This is a genomic window from Pseudarthrobacter woesei (genome assembly GCF_055412745.1).
In genome coordinates, this window is record NZ_JBVAYU010000001.1 from 549717 (window position 1) to 569416 (window position 19700).

General features: G+C 66.4%; 17 protein-coding genes. 5 read left to right on the forward strand and 12 right to left on the reverse strand.

The features are described from left to right. From ACZYZE_RS02675 to ACZYZE_RS02700, 6 genes are all read right to left on the reverse strand, one after another. Positions 1–1182, reverse strand: coding sequence for a Gfo/Idh/MocA family protein (locus tag ACZYZE_RS02675; protein WP_463906169.1), 1182 nt, complete (start codon positions 1180–1182; stop codon positions 1–3). Positions 1183–1325: 143 nt separating this feature from the next. Then, positions 1326–2165, reverse strand: coding sequence for a carbohydrate ABC transporter permease (locus ACZYZE_RS02680; protein WP_354188164.1), 840 nt, complete (start codon positions 2163–2165; stop codon positions 1326–1328). Next, positions 2158–3168 (reverse strand): carbohydrate ABC transporter permease, encoded by a 1011-nt coding sequence (locus tag ACZYZE_RS02685; protein ID WP_463906067.1) that lies wholly within the window; start codon positions 3166–3168, stop codon positions 2158–2160. The genes ACZYZE_RS02680 and ACZYZE_RS02685 overlap by 8 nt, the downstream gene beginning before the upstream one ends. A gap of 56 nt (positions 3169–3224) precedes the next feature. Next, entirely contained in the window at positions 3225–4547 is a 1323-nt protein-coding gene (locus ACZYZE_RS02690; RefSeq protein WP_463906069.1) for an ABC transporter substrate-binding protein, read from the reverse strand. Between the two features lie 58 nt (positions 4548–4605). After that, positions 4606–5748 (reverse strand): Gfo/Idh/MocA family protein, encoded by a 1143-nt coding sequence (locus ACZYZE_RS02695; protein ID WP_463906070.1) that lies wholly within the window; start codon positions 5746–5748, stop codon positions 4606–4608. Next, complete coding sequence (locus ACZYZE_RS02700) at positions 5745–6485, reverse strand: sugar phosphate isomerase/epimerase family protein (RefSeq protein WP_463906071.1); 741 nt, start codon at positions 6483–6485, stop codon at positions 5745–5747. Before ACZYZE_RS02700 ends, ACZYZE_RS02695 begins: the two co-directional genes overlap by 4 nt. 206 nt (positions 6486–6691) lie before the next feature. On the opposite strand from ACZYZE_RS02700, the gene ACZYZE_RS02705 reads away from it, so the two are divergent. Beyond that, positions 6692–7903: an ROK family transcriptional regulator gene (locus ACZYZE_RS02705; RefSeq protein WP_463906073.1), complete on the forward strand. Its 1212-nt coding sequence runs from the start codon at positions 6692–6694 to the stop codon at positions 7901–7903. A gap of 119 nt (positions 7904–8022) precedes the next feature. After that, the gene (locus ACZYZE_RS02710) at positions 8023–9216 is read left to right on the forward strand and encodes an MFS transporter (RefSeq protein ID WP_463906075.1); all 1194 of its coding nucleotides are present in this window, start codon (positions 8023–8025) and stop codon (positions 9214–9216) included. 242 nt (positions 9217–9458) lie between these two features. Here ACZYZE_RS02710 and aceB read toward each other — a convergent pair whose 3' ends face one another. Continuing rightward, entirely contained in the window at positions 9459–11123 is a 1665-nt protein-coding gene (aceB, locus tag ACZYZE_RS02715) for a malate synthase A (RefSeq protein WP_463906077.1), read from the reverse strand. Positions 11124–11330: 207 nt separating this feature from the next. Beyond that, positions 11331–12662 (reverse strand): isocitrate lyase, encoded by a 1332-nt coding sequence (gene aceA, locus ACZYZE_RS02720; RefSeq protein WP_459319656.1) that lies wholly within the window; start codon positions 12660–12662, stop codon positions 11331–11333. Between the two features lie 198 nt (positions 12663–12860). On the opposite strand from aceA, the gene ACZYZE_RS02725 reads away from it, so the two are divergent. After that, the gene (locus ACZYZE_RS02725) at positions 12861–14372 is read left to right on the forward strand and encodes a helix-turn-helix domain-containing protein (protein WP_463906078.1); all 1512 of its coding nucleotides are present in this window, start codon (positions 12861–12863) and stop codon (positions 14370–14372) included. A gap of 111 nt (positions 14373–14483) precedes the next feature. Here ACZYZE_RS02725 and ACZYZE_RS02730 read toward each other — a convergent pair whose 3' ends face one another. Continuing rightward, the gene (locus ACZYZE_RS02730) at positions 14484–14840 is read right to left on the reverse strand and encodes an iron chaperone (RefSeq protein WP_463906080.1); all 357 of its coding nucleotides are present in this window, start codon (positions 14838–14840) and stop codon (positions 14484–14486) included. 61 nt (positions 14841–14901) lie between these two features. Next, positions 14902–15732: a hydroxymethylpyrimidine/phosphomethylpyrimidine kinase gene (locus tag ACZYZE_RS02735; protein ID WP_463906082.1), complete on the reverse strand. Its 831-nt coding sequence runs from the start codon at positions 15730–15732 to the stop codon at positions 14902–14904. A gap of 141 nt (positions 15733–15873) precedes the next feature. On the opposite strand from ACZYZE_RS02735, the gene ACZYZE_RS02740 reads away from it, so the two are divergent. Beyond that, positions 15874–17289 carry an MFS transporter gene (locus tag ACZYZE_RS02740; RefSeq protein ID WP_463906084.1) on the forward strand — a complete coding sequence of 472 codons (1416 nt, stop codon included), beginning with the start codon at positions 15874–15876 and terminating at the stop codon, positions 17287–17289. A 90-nt stretch (positions 17290–17379) separates the two neighbouring features. Here the strand turns inward: ACZYZE_RS02740 and ACZYZE_RS02745 are convergent, their stop codons facing one another. After that, positions 17380–17607: an ATP-binding cassette domain-containing protein gene (locus ACZYZE_RS02745; RefSeq protein ID WP_463906085.1), complete on the reverse strand. Its 228-nt coding sequence runs from the start codon at positions 17605–17607 to the stop codon at positions 17380–17382. Positions 17608–17837: 230 nt separating this feature from the next. Between ACZYZE_RS02745 and ACZYZE_RS02750 the strand changes: the two genes are divergently transcribed. Then, positions 17838–18533: a queuosine precursor transporter gene (locus tag ACZYZE_RS02750; RefSeq protein WP_463906087.1), complete on the forward strand. Its 696-nt coding sequence runs from the start codon at positions 17838–17840 to the stop codon at positions 18531–18533. An 80-nt stretch (positions 18534–18613) separates the two neighbouring features. Here ACZYZE_RS02750 and ACZYZE_RS02755 read toward each other — a convergent pair whose 3' ends face one another. Beyond that, complete coding sequence (locus ACZYZE_RS02755; RefSeq protein ID WP_463906089.1) at positions 18614–19555, reverse strand: type IV toxin-antitoxin system AbiEi family antitoxin domain-containing protein; 942 nt, start codon at positions 19553–19555, stop codon at positions 18614–18616. Positions 19556–19700: the final 145 nt, after the last annotated feature.

A 19700-nucleotide genomic window follows, 5' to 3' on the forward strand; every position in this document is an offset into this window, starting at 1 on the left:
TCAGGCTCCTTCGGTGCGGGCGGTCGGTGCGGTCGGTGCGGAGGGGCCGCCGGGGGTGCGGGTGGCGGCAGGGTTGCCGGCCAGCTGGATGATGGAGCTCTTGGCCGCTGCGCTTTCTTCCACCGCGGCCAGAATACGCTGGACGGTCAGGCCATCCTCGAACGACGGCGAGGGCTGGCTACCCGTGCTGATCGCGACGAGGAAGTCGCGGATCTCGTGGGTGAAGGTGTGTTCCCAGCCGATCACGTGCCCCTGCGGCCACCAGGCGGCGGCGTAGGGGTGAACGGGTTCGTTGACGAGGACGCGGCGGAAGCCCTGTTCCCGGACCGGCACAGTGGCGTCCAGGAAGCCCAGCTCGTTCAGGTCCTCGAGGTCGAAAAGGATGGACCCTTTGTCGCCGTAGATCTCAAGTTTGAGCGAGTTTTTCCGGCCGGTGGCAACGCGCGAGACCTCCACCGAGGCGACTGCCCCGGAGGCGAGCGAGAGCGTGACCCAGGCGGCGTCGTCGACCGTCACCTCCTCCAGGCCGTTTCGGCCGGGGCGGTGCGAGGTGAAGGTGTGCAGCCGGCCAGAGACCTCGGTGACCTGGTCCCCGAGCAGGAACAGCACCTGGTCGATGGCGTGGGAGGCGATGTCGCCCAGCGCCCCGGAGCCGGCAGTGTCCTTGTTCAGCCGCCACGTCATGGGGGATTCCGGGTCCACGAGCCAGTCCTGCAGATACGCCGCCCGGACGTGCCGGATGGCGCCCAGCCGGCCCTCGCTGATCAGTTCCCGGGCCAGGGCCAGCGCCGGGATGCGGCGGTAGTTGAAGCCGATCATGGACTGCACACCGTGGCGGCGGGCGGACCTGGCAGCTACGGTCATGGCCTCGGCCTCGGCCAGGGTGTTCGCGAGCGGCTTCTCCACGAGCACGTGCTTGCCGGCGGCCAGTGCCGCGATGGCTATTTCCGCATGCAGGAAGCCCGGCGCGCAGATGTCTACGATGTCGATATCGTCCCGATCAATCACAGAGCGCCAGTCGGTGGCGGACTCGGCCCAGCCGTACTTGGCGGCGGCCGCCGCTGCCCCGGCCGCGTCCGTGCCCACGAGGACCCGCCGTTCGAACGCGGGGACCTCGAAGAAACTGGACACGTTGCGCCAGGCGTTGGAGTGGGCCTTGCCCATAAACGCGTAGCCGATCATTGCTACGCCGAGCGGGGCGGGGGCCGCGGAAAGGACGGAGGTGGTGGTGCCGGGCTGCGCCGGAGGTGGCGTGTTCGCCGTCGTCATGGTGGTGCTCCTCGAAAGCTATGTGTGGCTGGCAGGTAGTGTGCCGGGCGCCGGGCCTATTTGACGGCGCCGGCGGACAATCCCGCGACGAGGTGCTTCTGGACCAGGATGAAGCCGATCAGAACGGGCAGGCTGACCACCACGGAGGCGGCCATGAGCTGGTTCCAGAACACGTCCGATTCGCTGGCGTAGGACTTGAGCCCCAGGGACAGGGTCTTGGTGGCCTCATTGGTCAGGACCGAGGCGAACAGGACCTCTCCCCAGGCGGATATGAAGGAGTACACCGCCACTGCGATGATGCCCGGCTTCGCCACCGGCAGGATCACCCGGAACAGGGCGCCCATCCGGCCGGTGCCGTCGATCATCGAGGCCTCTTCGAGTTCCTTGGGGATGGCGGCGAAGTATCCGGTCAGCATCCAGATCGCGAACGGCAGCGTGAACGTCATGTAGGTGATGATCAGACCGAAGTAGGAACCTTGGAGCTGCAACCCGGTGATGTTCCGGATCTGGGTGAAGATCAGGTACAGCGGCAGCAGGAACAGGATGCCCGGGAACATCTGCGTGGACAGCACCGTCAGGCTGAAAGCGCGCCGGCCCCGGAACTGGAGCCGGGCGACGGCGTACGCGGCCAGGACGGCGACGGTCACCGAACAGATGGTGGCGGCCACGGTGATGATGAGGCTGTTCTGGAAGTACTTGGCCAGCGGCACCGTGGTCCAGATGTCGAAGTACGGTGCGGCGGTGATCTCGTCCGGGATCCACTGGAACAATCCGGAGACGTCCTTGAGCGGCTTGAGCGAGGTGGACACCACGACGTAGAGCGGGACGGCCACCCAGAGGGACAGGATGGTCAGGACGATGTTGCGCAGAATGCGGAAGTTGCGGGTCTCAATCATTGTCGGCCCCCTTGGGCAGCACCATGCGGATGTAGAAGATTGACGCGATGAACAGGGCGATCAGGAGCAGCACGCTCATGGCGCCGCCCAGGCCGAAGTTCCAGCTGCCGAAGGAGTTCTGGTAGATCAGTGGCGAGACCAGCGTGGCTTCCTTCGGGGAGGCTGCGCCGAAGAGCACAAACGGGATATTGAACTGGTTGAATGTCCAGAGCGACATCACCAGCAGCAGCACCCCGTTGGCGGGCCGGACCATCGGGAGGGTGATGGTGCGGAACTGCTGCCAGAGCGAGGCGCCGTCGATCGCCGCGGCCTCGTAGATATCGGTGGGGACGTTCTGCAGGGCTGCCATCAGCATCAGGAACGCAAAGGGCCAGAGCTGCCAGATGTTCACCACAATCATGGCGCCGAAGGAGTTCTGGCCCAGGAGCCAGAAGGGGCGGTCGTCGCCGAAGAGGTGGAACGTGTCCACCAGGATCTGGTTCACGGCGCCGTCGCGCTGGTTGAACATGAATGCCCAGGCGATGGTGCCCACATAGGCGGGCAGGGCGTAGGGAACCAGGAAGAAGGTCCGCAGGATGGCGCGGCCTTTGAAATTGGAGGAGAGGAACACCGCTCCCGCCATGCCCAGGACCCAGGAGAAGCCGACGACGGTGACGGTGTACAGCAGGGTCCGGCCGACGGTGCTGAAAAACGCCTGGCCGATGGTGCTCTCGGGGTTCAGGCCGTTGACGAAGTTCTGCAGGCCCACAAACGGGGCGTTGAGCCAGTTGGTCAGGTTCCGCTGGGTGAGCGAAATGAAGGCTATCCAGACGCCCAGCACCATCGGGCCGATGTGGATCAGCAGTTCGAGCAGGGCGGCCGGCAGGACGAGGCCGTAGGGAAGGAAGGACTTTTTCTTCTTGCGGACCGGCGGGGCGGTTGCGGCGGGTGGGGCGGGTACGGGTTTCGGGGCGGGGTCGCCCCCGGGGGCGGCGGTGCCGCTGTCCAATGCTGAGTGGGTCATGGGAAGCTCCTCGGCCAGGGGTGCGGGGCGTGGCCCCCGCACCCTCTCAGGCATTGTTACTGGGCCGCAGCCATCTGGTTGTTGGCGTCTTTGAGGGCCGCCTGGACGTCGGCCTCGCTGACAGTTCCGGTGGCCGCCTTGGCAAAGAGGCTCTTGATGGCCGTACCGGTGAGGGTTTCCATCTGCCCCTCCTTGGCGATCAGCGGCATCGGCAGGGCGTGGTTGGCCAGCGCGTCGTTCTTGAGCTTGACCTCCTCGGTCTGGAAAGCCGCGTCCGAGGAGACGCTGGAAACCACGGGCAGGGAGCGGTAGGCCTTGTTCAACGCGACCTGTTCGGCGTCGTTGGTGAGCCAGCCGGCCAGTTTGATCGCGTTTTCCTTGTTCTTGGAATTCTTGAACACGCTGAGGTTGATGCCGGCGACGTGGCTCTGCGTTCCTTCGGGGCCGCTCGCGCCGGCGGCCATCATCGGGACCGGGGCGACGGCCCAGTCCGTGAAGCCGCGGGCGTCGAAGTTCTTGACCGGGCTCTGGTCGAACATCATGGCGGCCTTGCCATTGATCAGGTTGTCGACCTTCTGGGCGCCGTCCGAAACTTCAGCGTCCGACGGCGACATCACCTTGTCGGTGGCCATCAGGTCGACCCACTGCTTGACGCCCTTGACCTGGGCTGCGCTGTCGAAGGTCGGCTTGCCGTCCTGGTCGAAGAGCGAACCGCCGTTCTGCAGCCCGCGGACGAAGGCCTGGTGCGAGTTGGCCGAGACCGAAGCACCCGCGGCGGTGAAGCCCCACTGGTCCGGTTTGCCGTCGCCGTTGGTGTCCTTGGTCAGCTTCTTGGCGTCCGCGACGAACTCATCCCAGGTGGCCGGCGGCTTCTCGATGCCGGCTTCCTTGAACATCTTCGGGTTGTAGTACATGTTGTACGCGAGCCCGTACAGCGGGACCGACGTCGGGGTCTTGCCGTCGGCGCCGCCGGTGGACCAGCTGGTCTTCAGGAAGCGGTCCTTGCCGCCGACAGCCTCGAGGAGGGGGCCTTCCACCGGCTCGAACGCGCCGGTCTCCTGCAACGTGACGGCCCAGGTGTTGCCGATGTTCAGGACGTCGGGGCCGTCGCCGCTCGTGACGGCGGTGAGGATGCGGTTGTACAGATCGTTCCAGCCGATCACCTCGAGCTGGACCTTGACGCCGGTCTTCTCGGTGAACCGGTCGAGGCTGGGCTTGAGCTTGGCCGCGGTGTCCTCAAGGCTGTTGCCCTGGTTGGAGGCCCAGTAGGTGATGGTGTCGCTGGAGGCCTGGCTGCTGCTGCTGCCGCACGCGGTCATGCTGAATGCCAGGGTTGCCGTGGCGGCCAGGGCGGACAGGACTCTCAGGGGTTTTTTCATGGTTGCTCCGGGTTTCTCGTCGTCGAGCTGGGGCTGATTTAGGGGTCGAGCTGAACTGCTAGGCGGAGAGCGTGGCCGCGGTGGGGTCCCAGTCCTCGGGGAGGGCAGGTACCCGGGCGGCGGAGCTTTCGACGTCCACGAAGGCGCGGGTGTCGATCGACTCGGAGATGGAGGCCATGGTGTCGAGGATGTGGAACGCCAGTTCGCCCTGGGCCCGGTGCGGCCGGCCAGCACGGATGGCACGGGCCATTTCGAGCACGCCGGCGCCGCGGCTGGCGGTGGAGCCGACGGACGGGACGACGGTCCAGTCCTCGGAGCCCAGTGCGCAGATCCGGATGTCGCCGTCGAAATTGTTCGGGTCCGGCAGCGCGATCGTGGCGTCGGAGCCGGTGATCTCCACGAAGCCGGCGCGCTTGAACGGCGAATCGAAGCTGAAGATGCTCTGGCCGGATTCGCCGCCTTCGAACTCCAGGATGGAGCTGACGTGCGTTGGAACGGTGACGGCGAATTCCTCGCCGGCCTTCGGCCCGGACCCGATCACACGGGTTTCGCGGGACTTGGAGCCGAACGCTGCCACCCGGCGGACGCTGCCGAAGGTCTGGACGAGGGTGGTGAGGTAATACGGGCCGATGTCGAACAGCGGGCCGGCGCCGTCCTGGAACAGGAACGCGGGATTCGGGTGCCAGGATTCCGGGCCGGGGGACTGCATCAGGGTCAGGGCGGTCAACGGCGTGCCGATATCGCCGCGTTCGATCATCCGGCGGGCGGTCTGCAGGCCGGCGCCGAGGAAGGTGTCCGGGGCGCAGCCGAGCCGGACTCCGGCGGCGTCGGCTGCCTTGAGCAGCCCCAGGCCGCTTTCGCGGTCCAGGGAGAAGGGCTTCTCGCTCCAGACGTGCTTGCCGGCGTGGACGGCCCGGGTGGCCACCTCGACGTGGGCTGCGGGGATGGTCAGGTTGATGACGATCTCGACGTCGGGATTGCCTAGCACGGCGTCGACGCCGCCGTGGTTTTCAATCCCGTATTCAGCGGCGCGGGCGGCGGCTGCCTCCTCGAAGAGGTCTCCGATGGCGACGACCCTGACATCCGGGAAGCTCGTGAGGTTGTCCAGATACTGCTTGCTGATGACGCCGGCGCCGATGATGCCGACGCCGACGGGGCCCGATCCGAGCGGGCCGAACGCGGCTCCTGCGGCGTGACTCATGCGGAAACCTTCCCGGCGTTGAGGTAGTTGTAGCTGTCCCGGACGGCGTCGAACATGTCGCCCTGGAAGTCATCGAGTTCGACCACGCCGGCTTCCAGCGAACCTGCCGCTTCCAGCACGTCCCAGATCGGCATCTTGCCGTCACCCACGGCGAGCTGGCTGGAGGGATCCGAGGTGACCGGGCCGTCCTTGATGTGGATGAACTTGACCCGGTCGCCGAGCCGGGCGAGGAGCTCGGCAGGGTTCTGGCCGCCGACGGCCGCCCAGTAGGTGTCCAGTTCCAGGACAACCTCGGGGTCCAGGTGGTCTGCGAGGTGCTCCAGGGCGGTCTTGCCGTCAATCACGGACTGAACTTCCCACCAGTGGTTGTGGTAACCGACGCGGACGCCGTAACCGGCCCCCTTGGCCGCGGCGGCGTTGAGCTGCGCGGCGGTTTCCTTGATGTCCTCGATGGCATTCCAGCGCTCGATCGGCACGTGCGGATCGATGACGGTACCGATGCCCAGCTGCTGTGCGGCGGTAAAGATGGCGTCCTGGTCATCGCTGAGCACGGGAGCGTGGCCGGACGGTGCGGTGAGGTTGTTTTCGGCCATGGCCTGCTTGAGTTCAGCGGCTTTGGCGACGAAACGGTAAGGCTCAACCATGGTGAAGCCGATGTCGGCCAGGCGCTGGATGGTTCCAGCGAGATCCTCTTCAAGGGCCTTGCGGACCGTGTAGAGCTGGATCGAGTATGACACTGTCTCTCCTCGTCTTTGGGGGATGAGCTGCAGCCACCGCCCCTGATGCCTTACGAGGAATGGTTCGCAGGTTCATGCATGGTTGGTGAGCTGACTCACACCCCAAGTTAGAACTACTTTTGCCGGGCGTCAAGCAAAAGTTGAAAACAACGTTGCATTCTTTCCGCAGCGTGACACGCATAAGAAGTTCGTGCTATTCCTTACTCATGAGCACGCCCACCGCTACCGACCCCGCAGCCCCCGAGGCCGGCGGCAGCCTGTCCCGGGCCGGGGACCTTTTTCAGCTCCTGCGCGACGGCAAGGCACGGACCCGGGCCGAACTGGCTCTGACTACCGGGCTGGCCCGCTCCACCGTCGCCTCGCGCATCGATGCGCTGATGCTCTCGGGACTCGTTGGCCCCGCCGGTGAGGCGAGTTCCAGCGGCGGCAGGCCGCCGTCGCGCTTTGCCTTCAACCCGGCCGCCCGCGTGGTCCTCGCCGTGGACGTCGGTGCCACCCACGTGATCATCGCCGTGACGGACCTCAACGGAAAGGTGCTGGCGGAATGCCGCCTGGCCCAGGATGTGGCAGCCGGCCCGGAAACGGTCCTGGACCGTGTGGTCGGGGAAGGCATCAGGCTCCTCAGCCAGGCCGGGCGCAGCACGGCGGACCTGGCCGGCATTGGCATCGGCCTGCCCGGGCCCGTGGAACACGCCACCGGGAAGCCGGTGAAGCCGCCCATCATGCCAGGCTGGGACGGGTTCGACGTCGTCCGGCACGTCCAGCGCTCGCTGCCGGTCCCGGTGCTGGTGGACAATGACGTGAACATCATGGCGCTGGGCGAACGGACCGCCTACTGGCCCGGGCACGAGAACTTCCTTTTCATCAAGGTGGCCACCGGCATCGGCGCGGGCATCATCAGCAGCGGCCAGCTCCAGCGCGGCGCCAACGGCACCGCCGGCGACCTCGGCCACGTCCGGGTGCCGCGCGGCGATGACGTGCTCTGCCGCTGTGGCAACTACGGCTGCCTCGAAGCGCTCGCCTCCGGCCCCGCCGTCGCACACGCGCTCACCCAGCAGGGGCTGAAGGCGGACAACGGCGGCGACGTGCTGCGGCTCGTGGCCGACGGCGACCTGCAGGCGATCCAGGCCCTGCGCCAGGCCGGCCGGGACCTCGGCGACGTCCTGGCCACGGTGGTGAACCTGCTCAACCCCTCCACAATCGTGATCGGCGGGAGCCTGGGCCAGGCCGGCGAACACCTGATGGCAGGGGTCCGCGAAGTGGTCTACCGGCGCTCGCTGCCGCTGGCCACAACCCATCTGCGGATCGGCCTGTCGATGGCGGGGGACCAGGCCGCGATCCTGGGCGCCAGCCAGATGGTCACGCAGTATGTGCTTTCGCCCGCCGTGATCGAGGCGACCCTGCAGGCCACCGCCTGAGTCCGCGACGTTCCGGCCGTCATCTCCGGCCGTCATGTTCGGCAACTCCGCGGCGGTCCCGTGATAGCAATGGGACTGATGAAAGCATATTTCTGCCCACCGGCCGCGCCGCGGCACCCATGAGCGCCAAGGCCCTCGCCAGGATTCCGCGCACCTGGATTCTGCTGGCCGCGATCGGGCTCATCGCCCTGAATATGCGCGGCCCGTTCGTGGCCGTGGCGCCGGTGGTCGGCCTGATGCAGCAGGAGCTCGGCTTCTCACCGGTGGAACTGGGATTCCTGACCGGCATCCCGGTGCTGTGCTTCGCCCTCGCCGCGCCCCTGGCCTCCCTCGCCGGGCGCAAACTCGGCGCGGAAGTCGCCATCACGCTGACGCTCCTCGGCGTGATGCTCGGCGTCGTGGTGCGCTCCTCGGGCGGCGGGGCCGTCGTTATGCTGGGAACGGTGATCCTCGGCGTCGCCATCACGGTGGGCAATATCGTGGTTCCGCTGATCATCCGGCGTGACTTCGCCCCGGCACGGCAGGGCACGGCGATGGGCATCTATACCGCCGCCCTGAACGTCGGATCCTTTGTGACCTCCATGGTGACGGCGCCGCTGGCGGAGCTGCTGGGCTGGCGCCTGGCCCTCGCCGCGTGCGGGCTCTTCACCGTCGCGGCGGCGGTGGTCTGGGTGCTCGCGTTCGGCCGCCGGGCTTTCTGCCCCGAACCGGTCCCCGGCCCGGACCCGGCCCGCACTGGCGCCAGGCCGGCGTCGCGCTGGATCACGGCCGGGCTGACCGCAGGCTTCGCCGGGCAGGCCTTCTCCTACTACGGGATCACCGCCTGGCTGCCCACCCTCCTTGCGGACGAGCTCGGCATGACGCCCGCGGCCGCCGGCGCCGGGTCCTCGCTGTTCCAGATCCTCGCCATCGCGGGCGGGTTGGGCGTTCCGTTCGCGGCCCGTTTCGCCAGCACGACGTCGGTGGGCCTCACCCTGGGACTGTTGTGGCTGACGGTTCCGGTGGGCCTGCTGCTGGCACCGGAGCTGTGGTGGCTGTGGTCCTCGTTCGGCGGCATCGCCCAGGGCGGCGGCATCACCCTGATCTTCATCGCCATCATCCGGCTGGCCCGGGACCAGGCCTCGGCCGGGCGGATGTCCGCCGTTGTCCAGGGTATCGGTTACTCCTTTGGCGCCCTGGCGCCGACCCTCCTGGGCTATGTGAACGGCGTCTCCGGATCGTGGACCGGGCCGCTGCTGATGGTGCTCGGCTCGGTGGCCGTGTTCATCCTCGGAACCGCGCTTTCCCTGCGCCACGTGCCGAAAGCTCATTAGCGCCGGCACCCTGCGCCCTTTTCGCCCGGCACCCTGCGCCGGGCCCAAACCATCGGGACAACAGTGAAGGCCCATGTCCGTGAAGAACATGGGCCTTGACCGTGATCCCGACGCCGTTGTCGAGTTGTTTGTGAGGGTCTTCCGCAGCCGGGCTGCCGCCCCGGATCTCGGGGGTGCCTGTTGCGAAGGGCGTGACAGCCCAGCTAACGGAAATCTGTGCGGACCTGCGGCCGGGCCCCGCCCTAGGCCGGGATGAGCGTGGGGTCCTCGCTGGCGACGTCGCCGCCGTCGCGCGCTTCATGCAGGAACCGGTCGTAGGCCGGAAGCGTCAGGAAGGCCGGGAAAGCGGTGCTGAGCGTGACTTCCTCGAAGATGTCCCGCGAATCGGCGAAGCGGTCCCCTTCGAAGCGTTCCAGCTTGGCGAACTCCTCGTCCAGCATGTCCTCCACCCACTCACGGGTGATGACATCGCCCTTGTCCGTGATGGCGCGGGAGAAGATCCACTGCCACAGCTGCGAGCGGGAGATCTCCGCGGTGGCGGCGTCCTCCATCAGGTTGTGGATGGCCACGGCGCCGTTGCCGCGGAGCCAGGACTCGATGTAGCGGATGCCCACCTCGATGTTGTTGCGGATGCCCTGTTCGGTGATGGTGCCGGTGGTGGAGGCGATGTCGAGCAGGGCGCGGTCGTCCGGGGTGACGTCTTCGCGGAGGCGGTCCAGCTGGTTCGGGCGGTCGCCGAGGACGCCGTCGAACACTTCGCGGCACACCGGAACAAGGTCCGGGTGCGCCACCCAGGAGCCGTCGAAGCCGTCGGCGGCCTCGCGGGTCTTGTCCGCGCGGACCTTCTCGAAGGCGACCGCGTTGGCTTCGGCATCCTTGCGGTTGGGGACGGCTGCGGCCATGCCGCCGATCGCCATGGCGCCGCGCTTGTGGCAGGCCCGGACCAGTTGCTCGGTGTAGGCGCGCATGAACGGCTGGGTCATGGTGACCTGGGCCCGGTCCGGCAGGACGAAGCGCGGTCCGCGGGTGCGGAAGTTCTTGATCAGCGAGAAAATGTAGTCCCAGCGGCCGGCGTTGAGGCCCGCGGCGTGGTCCTTGAGCTCGAAGAGGATCTCCTCCATCTCGAACGCGGCCGTGATGGTCTCGATCAGCACGGTGGCGCGGATGGTGCCCTGCGGGATGCCGAGCAGGTCCTGCGCGAGGACGAAGATGTCGTTCCACAGCCGGGCCTCGAGGTGGTTCTCGATCTTCGGCAGGTAGAAGTACGGTCCCTTGCCCTGGGCGATCAGCCGGCGGGCGTTGTGGAAGAAGTACAGGCCAAAGTCGACGATTCCGCCGGCGATGGGGGTGCCGTCAATGAGCATGTGCTTTTCCGGCAGGTGCCAGCCCCGGGGACGGACCACGATTGTGGGCAGGTCCTCGGCGGCGCCCAGCTTGTACTCCTTGCCCTCCGGGGAGGTGAAGTCGATCCGCCGTTCCAGCGCATCGGTGAGGTTGAGCTGGCCCTGGATGACGTTGCGCCACGACGGTGTGGAGGAGTCTTCCATATCGGCGAGCCAGACCTTGGCGCCGGAATTGAGCGCGTTGATGGTCATCTTCTTATCCACCGGGCCGGTGATCTCCACACGACGGTCCGCCAGGCCGGGGGCCGGGGGCGCCACGCGCCAGTTCGGATCGTTCCGGACGGACTCGGTCTCGCGGAGGAAGCGCGGGTCCTGGCCCTTTCCGATCTGCTGCCGGCGGTCGCGGCGGGCCTGCAGCAGTTCCTGCCGGCGTCCCGCGGTGGCCTTGTGCAGCTTGGCAACAAATGCCAGGGCATCAGGAGTGAGAACCTCGCTCTGACGGCAAATGGGCTGGGCAGTCAACGTGATTCCGTTGATGGTGAAGTTGTCAGTGAAGCTGTTCATCTCAATCTCTCCTCGGAGAAGCAAAAGTTCGACGGCGGTTTTTGAAGTAAGCGCGAGGCCGAAGGTGCCGGTATTGCGGCAGCCTGCGTAAAAGGGGCCCTGCGGCCGGCTTCGTCCTCGCTCAGCGAGGTCGAAGCCGGCCGTGGGGAATAGCAGGCAGAGCAATGCCGGACCGAAGGCCGGACGGAAGTCCCGCCGTCGTAAGTGCTAGTGGAACTGGCCTTCTTCGGTGGATCCCACCAGGGCCAGCGTGGATGCGTTCGGGTTGAGCGCGGTTGCGATGGCGTCGAAGTAGCCGGTGCCGACTTCGCGCTGGTGCTTGGTCGCGGTGTAGCCGCGGGACTCGGAGGCGAATTCCTTTTCCTGAAGCTCGACGTAGGCGCTCATGCCTTCACGGGCGTAACCGTGGGCGAGGTCGAACATCGAGTAGTTCAGGGCGTGGAAGCCGGCCAGGGTGATGAACTGGAAGGTGAAGCCCATGGCGCCGAGCTCACGCTGGAACTTGGCGATCGTGGCGTCGTCGAGGTGCTTCTTCCAGTTGAACGACGGCGAGCAGTTGTAGGAGAGCATCTGGTCCGGGAAATCGGCCTTGACGGATTCGGCGAACTTGCGGGCCAGTTCCAGGTCGGGGGTGCCGGTTTCCATCCAGATGAGGTCGGAGTAGGGGGCATAGGCCTTGGCACGGGCAATGCAGGGTTCGATCCCGTTGCGGACCTTGTAGAAGCCTTCCGCGGTGCGGACCGGCTGTCCGCCTTCGCGGAGGATGAATTCCTGATCGCGCTCGTCGACGTCGGAGGTGATCAGGGTGGCTGCCTCGGCGTCGGTGCGGGCAATGATGACCGACGGGGTGCCGGCGACGTCGGCTGCCAGGCGGGCGGCGTTCAGCGTGCGGACGTGCTGCTGGCTGGGGATCAGGACCTTGCCGCCGAGGTGGCCGCACTTCTTCTCCGAGGCGAGCTGGTCTTCCCAGTGCACGCCCGAGGCGCCGGCCTGGATCATGGACTTCATCAGCTCGTAGGCGTTGAGCGGGCCGCCGAAGCCGGCCTCGGCGTCGGCGACGATCGGGACCATCCAGTCCTCGACCGTCTGGATGCCTTCGGAGAACTCGATCTGGTCCGCGCGGAGCAGGGCATTGTTGATGCGGCGGACCACGGTCGGCACCGAGTTGGCCGGGTAGAGGGACTGGTCCGGGTACGTGTGGCCGGAGTTGTTGGCGTCGGCGGCCACCTGCCAGCCGGAGAGGTAGATGGCGCGCAGCCCGGCCTTGACCTGCTGCACAGCCTGGTTGCCGGTCAGGGCGCCGAGGGCATTGGTGTACTTGCCTTCCGTGTGCTCCCCGGTGAGCTGCTTCCACAGCTTTTCGGAACCGCGGCGGGCCAGGGTGTGCTCTTCGGGGACGCGGCCGCGGAGGCGGACGACGTCGGAGGCCTTGTAGTCCCGGGTGACACCTTCCCAGCGCGGGTTGGCAGCCCACTCGAGCTCCAGGGCGGCGGCCTGCTCTTCGGGCGTCTGCTGGGTGGGCTCAAATGCTGCAGTCATCTTTGTCTCCTTGGTGGGGTCCGGGGCCGGCTCTTCTGCTTCCTCGCAGAGGGGCTGGCTGATCCGGAGCGGTGTAGGGCCCACGGCCGCCGGGGTCCCTCACCGAGCTTGCGAGGTGGGGGGAGCGGCTGGGGCTTTCCGTAAGACCTACTTTTCTTTACTTTCAAGGGTCTTTCTAGACCAAAACAGTGGAAAGAAATGCACTTCTTCGCGTATTCTCAAGAAATGCACTCCGCCAGTTGGAACCGTCCCGCTTCGTCAGCTTCCTCGCCCGCCGTCCCCGAGGTGGATGTCATCAGCATGGGCCGCCGGGTCAGGCACCTCCGCAAAGCCGCCGGGCTCACCCTCGATGACCTGAGCGCCACGGTGGGAACGGCCCCGAGCCAGCTGAGCCTGATCGAAAACGGCAAACGCGAGCCCAAGCTGGGCCTGCTTCAGCAGCTGGCCGCAGCCCTCGGCGTCAGCATCGACGAACTGCTCGGCGCGGAGCCGCCCAACCGCCGCGCGGCCCTGGAAATCGAGCTGGAACGCTACCAGCGCAGCCCGATCTACGAGTCCCTCAAACTGCCCAAAATCCGCATCAGCTCGCGGCTCCCGATGGACGTGCTGGAGTCCATGGTGGGCCTTCAGCACGAGCTGGAGCGACGGCTCAACGAGCAGATCGCGACGCCGGAGGAGGCCCGGCGCGCGAACGGGGAACTGCGCGCCATGATGCGCGAGCGGAACAACTACTTCCCGGAGTACGAGGCCGAGGCCCAGAAGGTCCTGGCCTCGGTGGGGCACACGAGCGGTCCGCTGTCCCACCACGTCATCGCGGACATCGCCGGGCACCTGGGGTTCAGCCTGCACCACGTGGGTGATCTGCCGCATTCCACCCGTTCGGTGACAGACCTTAAGAACCGCCGGATTTATCTCACGCAGAACGCCCGGAGCGACCACGACCCGCGTTCGGTCCTGCTGCAGGCGCTGGGCCACTACGTCCTGGGCCACCAGACCCCCACCAACTACGGGGATTTCCTGATGCAGCGGGTGGCCACGAACTATTTCGCCGCGGCGCTCCTGCTGCCGGAGCAGGCCACCGTGGAGTTCCTGCAGAAGGCGAAGCAGGCCAGGGAAATCGCGGTCGAGGACATCCGGGACGCCTTCGCCGTGTCCTATGAGACCGCGGCGCACCGCTTCACCAACCTCGCCACCCAGCACCTGGACCTGCGCACGCACTTCCAGAAAACGCACAAGAGCGGCATCATCTACAAGGCCTACGAGAACGACGGCGTGACGTTTCCGCAGGACCACACCGGCGCCATCGAGGGCCAGCCGTCCTGCAAGAACTGGACCAGCCGGGTGGTATTCGATGTGCCGGACAAGTTCAGCGCCTACAACCAGTACACCGACACCCCGGCCGGGACTTTCTGGTGCACGGCCCGGACCGAGCGCTCCGCGAACGGCGAGTTCTCGCTCTCCGTGGGCGTTCCCTATGCGCAGGTGAAGTGGTTCCGCGGCCGCGACACCACGGAGCGGTCAAAATCGACCTGCCCGGACGAAAGGTGCTGTAGGCGCCCGCCGGCGGCCCTGACCTCGGAATGGGCCGGCAACGCCTGGCCCTCCGCCCGTGCGCATTCGCACCTGCTCGCCGCCATGCCGCCGGGCGCCTTCCCCGGCGTGGACGAGACCGAGGTCTACTCCTTCCTGCAGGCCCACTCCGGCAGTTGACGCGTCCGGAAGTGGCGTATCCCGCGGCGCCGAAGCCCGGCCGGTTCGCGGGAACCTCTCCAGTTCGCCGGGAACTTCCGGCGAGACGGAGAGTTTCCGGCGACTTGGGGGTCAAGGGCGGCGCCGTACCTCGGCGAGCCGGGCCGCCACCTGCCCGATGAGCCCGTAAGGCATCGGCTTGCCCAGCGGGAACTTCAGCGTTCCCTTGGCTGCCCGGTACGGCGCCAGCGACTCCTCGAATGACGCGTCGCCGTCGGGCACCGGGTACAAAGAAACATGGTGCGCCCACCCGGCGAAGTACACCACGTATTTGCCGCCGAGGGTGATGGTCGGGATGCCGTAGCTGATCATTTCGCCCGAGTCCGGCACCGCGGCCCGGCAGCGGCGCCGGACCTCCTGCAACACCTCCTGCACCTCGGCCGGAAACGAGGCGATGTACCCGTCCACGGTCTCAAAAGGCTGTGCCATTGCCGTTCCCTCCGGTTGCTCCTGGAAAACTGCTACTGGGATCTGTCAGCGCTGGGAAAAGTCAGCGGAGTCCGCCCTGCCAGAGCGCAGCGAACGGCGCTCCCGAAGCCACCCGGTTCTGGATCCCCGCGGTCACAAACGCCTTCGCCGTCCGGGCGGCCTCGATCGGGGTGGCGCCCTTGGCCAGTTCGGCCGTCACGGCGGCAGCCAGCGAGCAGCCGGCGCCGGAGACCGCCACGTCGCCCACCTTCGGGGCGGACAGGACTTCCAGCGTGTCGCCGTCGTAGTAGACGTCGACGGCGTCAGGCCCGGCCAGGCGCACACCGCCCTTGGCGAGCACCGCGGCGCCGCTGAGCTCGTGGATGCGGACGGCGGCGGCCTTGAGCGATTCGAGGTCGGTGATTTCCAGGCCGGAGAGGGACTCGGCCTCGAAGTGGTTCGGTGTGACGAACGTGGCCAGCGGCAGGATTTCCGCCTTGAGCGCCTGGTCGGTGTCCAGCGCGTGGCCCGGTGCCTGGCCCTTGCAAATCAGCCCCGGATCCAGCACGACGTTGGCGAACTGACCCTGCGCCAGCGCAGAGGCGACCGTGGCAATCGTCGCCGGGCTGCCCAGCATCCCGATCTTGACGGTGTCCAGCACGGACTGCGCGCCGGACGCGGCACCGTAGGCCGCCGTCGTCGCCTCCAGCTGGTCGGCGATGACCTGCTGGTCCACCGGGACAAAGCGGTGGTTCCAGTTGTTCTTCGGATCGAAGGAAACGATGCAGGTCAGGGTGGCGATCCCGAAAACGCCCAGCTCCTGGAAGGTCTTCAGGTCAGCCTGCGCGCCGGCGCCGCCGGTCGCTTCGGAGCCGGCGATGGTCAGGGCAACGGCGGGCGTGCTGGGAGTCATGGCACCATCCTGCCACCCGCCGGAAACCGTCCGCATTGTGCACGTGACCAATATGACCAGAACCCGCGTGTTCCGGATCACCAGGAATAGGGTGGCGGACGGTGTTGCCTCTTGCGGCGCCGGATCCAGGAAGGTTCATTGATGAGCACCCAGCTGTCCGAATCGGCACAAACGAGAAAAGCCGTAGGCAATATTCTGAAAGGCTCTGCAGGCAACCTGGTCGAGTGGTTCGATGTCTATATCTACACGGCATTCTCCGCCTACTTCGCCGTCCACTTCTTCAGCTCCAAGGACCCGCTGCAGAGCAATCTGGAAGCAATGGCCGTCTTCGCTGTCACTTTCCTGATGCGCCCGATCGGCGCCTGGTTCTTCGGCCGCTACGCGGACCGTAACGGCCGGAAAGCCGCGCTGACCCTGAGTGTGACCATGATGTCCGCAGGCTCCTTCGCCATCGCGTTGCTGCCCACTAAAGAGGTCATCGGCATTTGGGCGCTGGTCCTTCTGGTGCTCATCCGGCTGCTGCAGGGGTTCTCCGTAGGCGGCGAGTACGGCACCAGCGCCACGTACATGTCCGAGGCCGCCACCGCCAAGCGCCGCGGCTTCTTCTCCAGCTTCCAGTACGTCACACTCATCGGCGGGCAGATGCTGGCGCTCCTGGTGCTCGTCATCCTGGAACGTACCCTCGGCAAGGACGCCCTGGGTGATTGGGGCTGGCGGATTCCGTTCGCAATCGGCGGCGTTGCCGCGCTCGTGGTTTTCTGGATACGCCGGTCGATGGAGGAAACCATCTCTGCGGAGCAGACTGCCGCCGCCAAGGCCGGGACTGCCGGCGGCGAGGCGCAGCCGGGAACCATGAAGCTGCTGTTGACGAAGCACTGGAAGTCCCTGCTGATCTGCATCGGCGTCACCTTGGGCGGGACCATGGCGTTCTACACCTACACCAACTTCACACTGTCCTTCATGCAGAACACCAGCGGCATCGCCAAGGAAACCACGTCCGTCATCAGCTTCTGGGCGCTGTTCATCTTTATGCTCCTGCAGCCGGTCTACGGCATCATTTCGGACCGCGTCGGCCGCAGGCCGCTGCTGCTCTGGTTCGGCATTACGGGTGTGCTGCTGACTTGGCCGCTGCTGTCCGCGCTGGCCGGCACCAAGGATCCGTTCACCGCGTTCCTGCTGATGATGGGCGGCCTGCTCATTGTCGGCGGCTACACCTCGATCAACGCCCTCGTGAAGGCCGAGCTGTTCCCGGCCTCCATCCGGGCCCTCGGCGTCGGCCTCGGCTACGCGATTGCCAACTCGCTGTTCGGCGGCACCACGCCGCTGGTGGGTGCGGCGTTCCAGAAGGCCGGTCAGGTGGAAATTTTCTTCACCTATATCACCGTGGGCATCGGTATTTCGCTGTTGGTCTACATCTTCGCGCTGAAGAACAAGAAGTCCACGCACCTGGACCACGAACAGGGACACGCCTGGGAGCCCGCTGACGTGGACGCTGACGCGGGTGTTACCGGCCGCAAGGACGACGACAAGGACCTCGTCGACGCCTCGCGCCGCTAGGGCGGCACGGGCAAGAGCGACGGCGGGTGGCCGCCTACGGAGCGTCAGTTCCGGGATCCGGCGGCCCGCCGTCGTGGTTAACTCCCGTCGTTACCTTCCGGGGTCGTGAATTTGCCGGCCTTTGTCGTACCCGCGGACGAGTCTCCAGACCCTGACCCGGCCGGGCAGCATGCGGATGGTGGTCGTCTTACCTGCTCCGTTCGTGCCGAGGAACCCGAAGACCTCGCCCCGGCGGACGTCGAGGTCGAGCGAGCCGACGATGGTGACATCGTGGTATCGCTTGACGAGGGCGCGGGTGGAGACCGCGCCGTCAGGCACTTCTGCTCCCTGGGCCCCATCCTGCCATCACGACCGTACCGTTCACAGTGTGGGGATGAACGGTTGTGAGCTGCCAGGCGCCCGGTTCCCATGGCGGCGCAGGGTGAGAGAATGGAGGGCGGTTCCGGCGGTCAGCCCGCCAGGAGCCATCAGTGCTAATACAGCCGGCTGCCCACACGGCCTCCGCGGAGAACCCGGGCATAAGGCGAACCACTACGAATGGAATACCCATGACTTCCGCCAAGACCTTTCCGGCCGCAGCGCCGCCGAAGTTCGCCTCGATCGGTTCCCCGTACTTCGGCATCATGATGGCCGTCATGGCCGTGGTGCTGATCCTGTCCAACATCGGGGCGTCCAAGGGCGTCGCGATCGGTCCGGTCATCACGGACGGGGGATTCTTCCTCTTCCCGCTGGCCTACATCCTGGGCGATGTCATCAGCGAGGTCTACGGCTTCAAGGTCGGGCGGAAGGCGATCGTCACCACCTTCGCGCTGTCCGTCTTCGCGTCGCTCTGCTACTGGATCATCATCGCCTTGCCGGGCTTCGATGATGACTTTGGCATCGCCAAACAGACCGCACTGGAAGGCGCCCTGGGGCCGGTCCCGCAGATCGTGCTGGCGTCGCTGCTGGCGTTCCTGGCCGGCCAGACGATCAACGCCTGGATCCTCGTGAAGATGAAGGCACGCACAGGCGAGAAGTCTCTCTGGGCGCGCATCATGGGATCCTCTGTCGCCGGCGAATTCGTGGACACCCTGATCTTCTGCAGCATCGCAGCCTCCGTGATCGGCATTGCAGACGCGGGGATGTTCGTGAACTACGTCCTCGTCGGATTCCTCTATAAAACCCTCGTGGAGTTCGCCTTCGTGCCGCTGACCTTGCTCGCCATCGGCTGGATCAAGAAGCGCGAACCGAGTTACGGCGCGTAATCCGCCGGTGAAATCGCCGGAAACGTGCGGGCTCGCCGTAGGCTTCCGGCGACCCGGCGCGGGTCCGGCGAATTCGCCGCTCAAGGACGTGGGCCGGCGGCCAAAGCACGCAGCAGCCGGCCCTTGAACTCCTGCTCGCGGAAGATATCCTTCCACTCAATCCGGAGGAAACGCCAGCCCTCTTCTGTGAGGGCTTTCTCCCGCCGGCGCTCCTGGAACAGCACCTCGGGAGTGGGCTTGTAGTCGAAGTACTTCGTCTTGCCATCGAACTCCAGGGCCAGCTTCTCCTCCTTCCAGGCAAAGTCCAGCCGGTGCCGACCGGCCCGGCTTGATACCTCGACTTGTGGTTCAGGGAGCTTGATCCGAAGCCGCAGGATCAGCTCGCGGGTCAGCGTTTCGCCCGCGGATTCAGATCGGCCGTCGGCATTCGCCAGGACCCTTCGAAACGTGCGGATACCGCGCCGCCCGTCCAGCGAATCTGCCATCGTCTGCATCGTGACCGCGTCCGCCCCGAGGCGAAGGGCATGGTCCATTACGATCAGTGCCTGCCGGTAGCTCAGCATCAGGGCGCAGTCAGCGGCCGTCCTCTCCAGCGAAGTTGTCCGAAGGCCTCGGACCGCAGTCACCTCGTGTTCAGCGTAGGGGCGCGTGTGGCACCTGACGTCCTTGCCGTGGCGCTCATTCGATGGCCGCACGCGTTGCAGGAGATGGATGACGTCGTTTACGTCCCAAAGATGCAGGCGATGCAGCCGCGCTGCGGTCGTGTGGCTGTAGACAAAGGCGCCGGTCGACGTCGTGCGGGTTCCGTGTGCGTGGGCAAAGATCAGTTGTCGGCTTCGGACGCTTGGGGACTGTGCCTTCCAGATGCTGGCGCGGAGGTAGCAGCCGTAGCGCAGCCGGACGAGTTCCCCGGAGTCCACGAACGATTTAATGGCCCGCGAGCCATAGCCGGAGTCCAACAGCTGGCCGGTGCGCCAAAGGTTGCCCGTGGCAGGCAGTTCAAGAGATTTTTTGTGCGGCATGACACAAGCGTCAAGCCTTGAAGAAGCTCCCGGGAGGCCCCGCCGTCGTTATGTGGAAAATCCGAGGTCGCCGGAAAGTGCCGAGGTCGCCGGAAAGTGTCGAGATCGCCGGAATTTTCCGGCGAACTGGCGCGGGTCCGGCGAT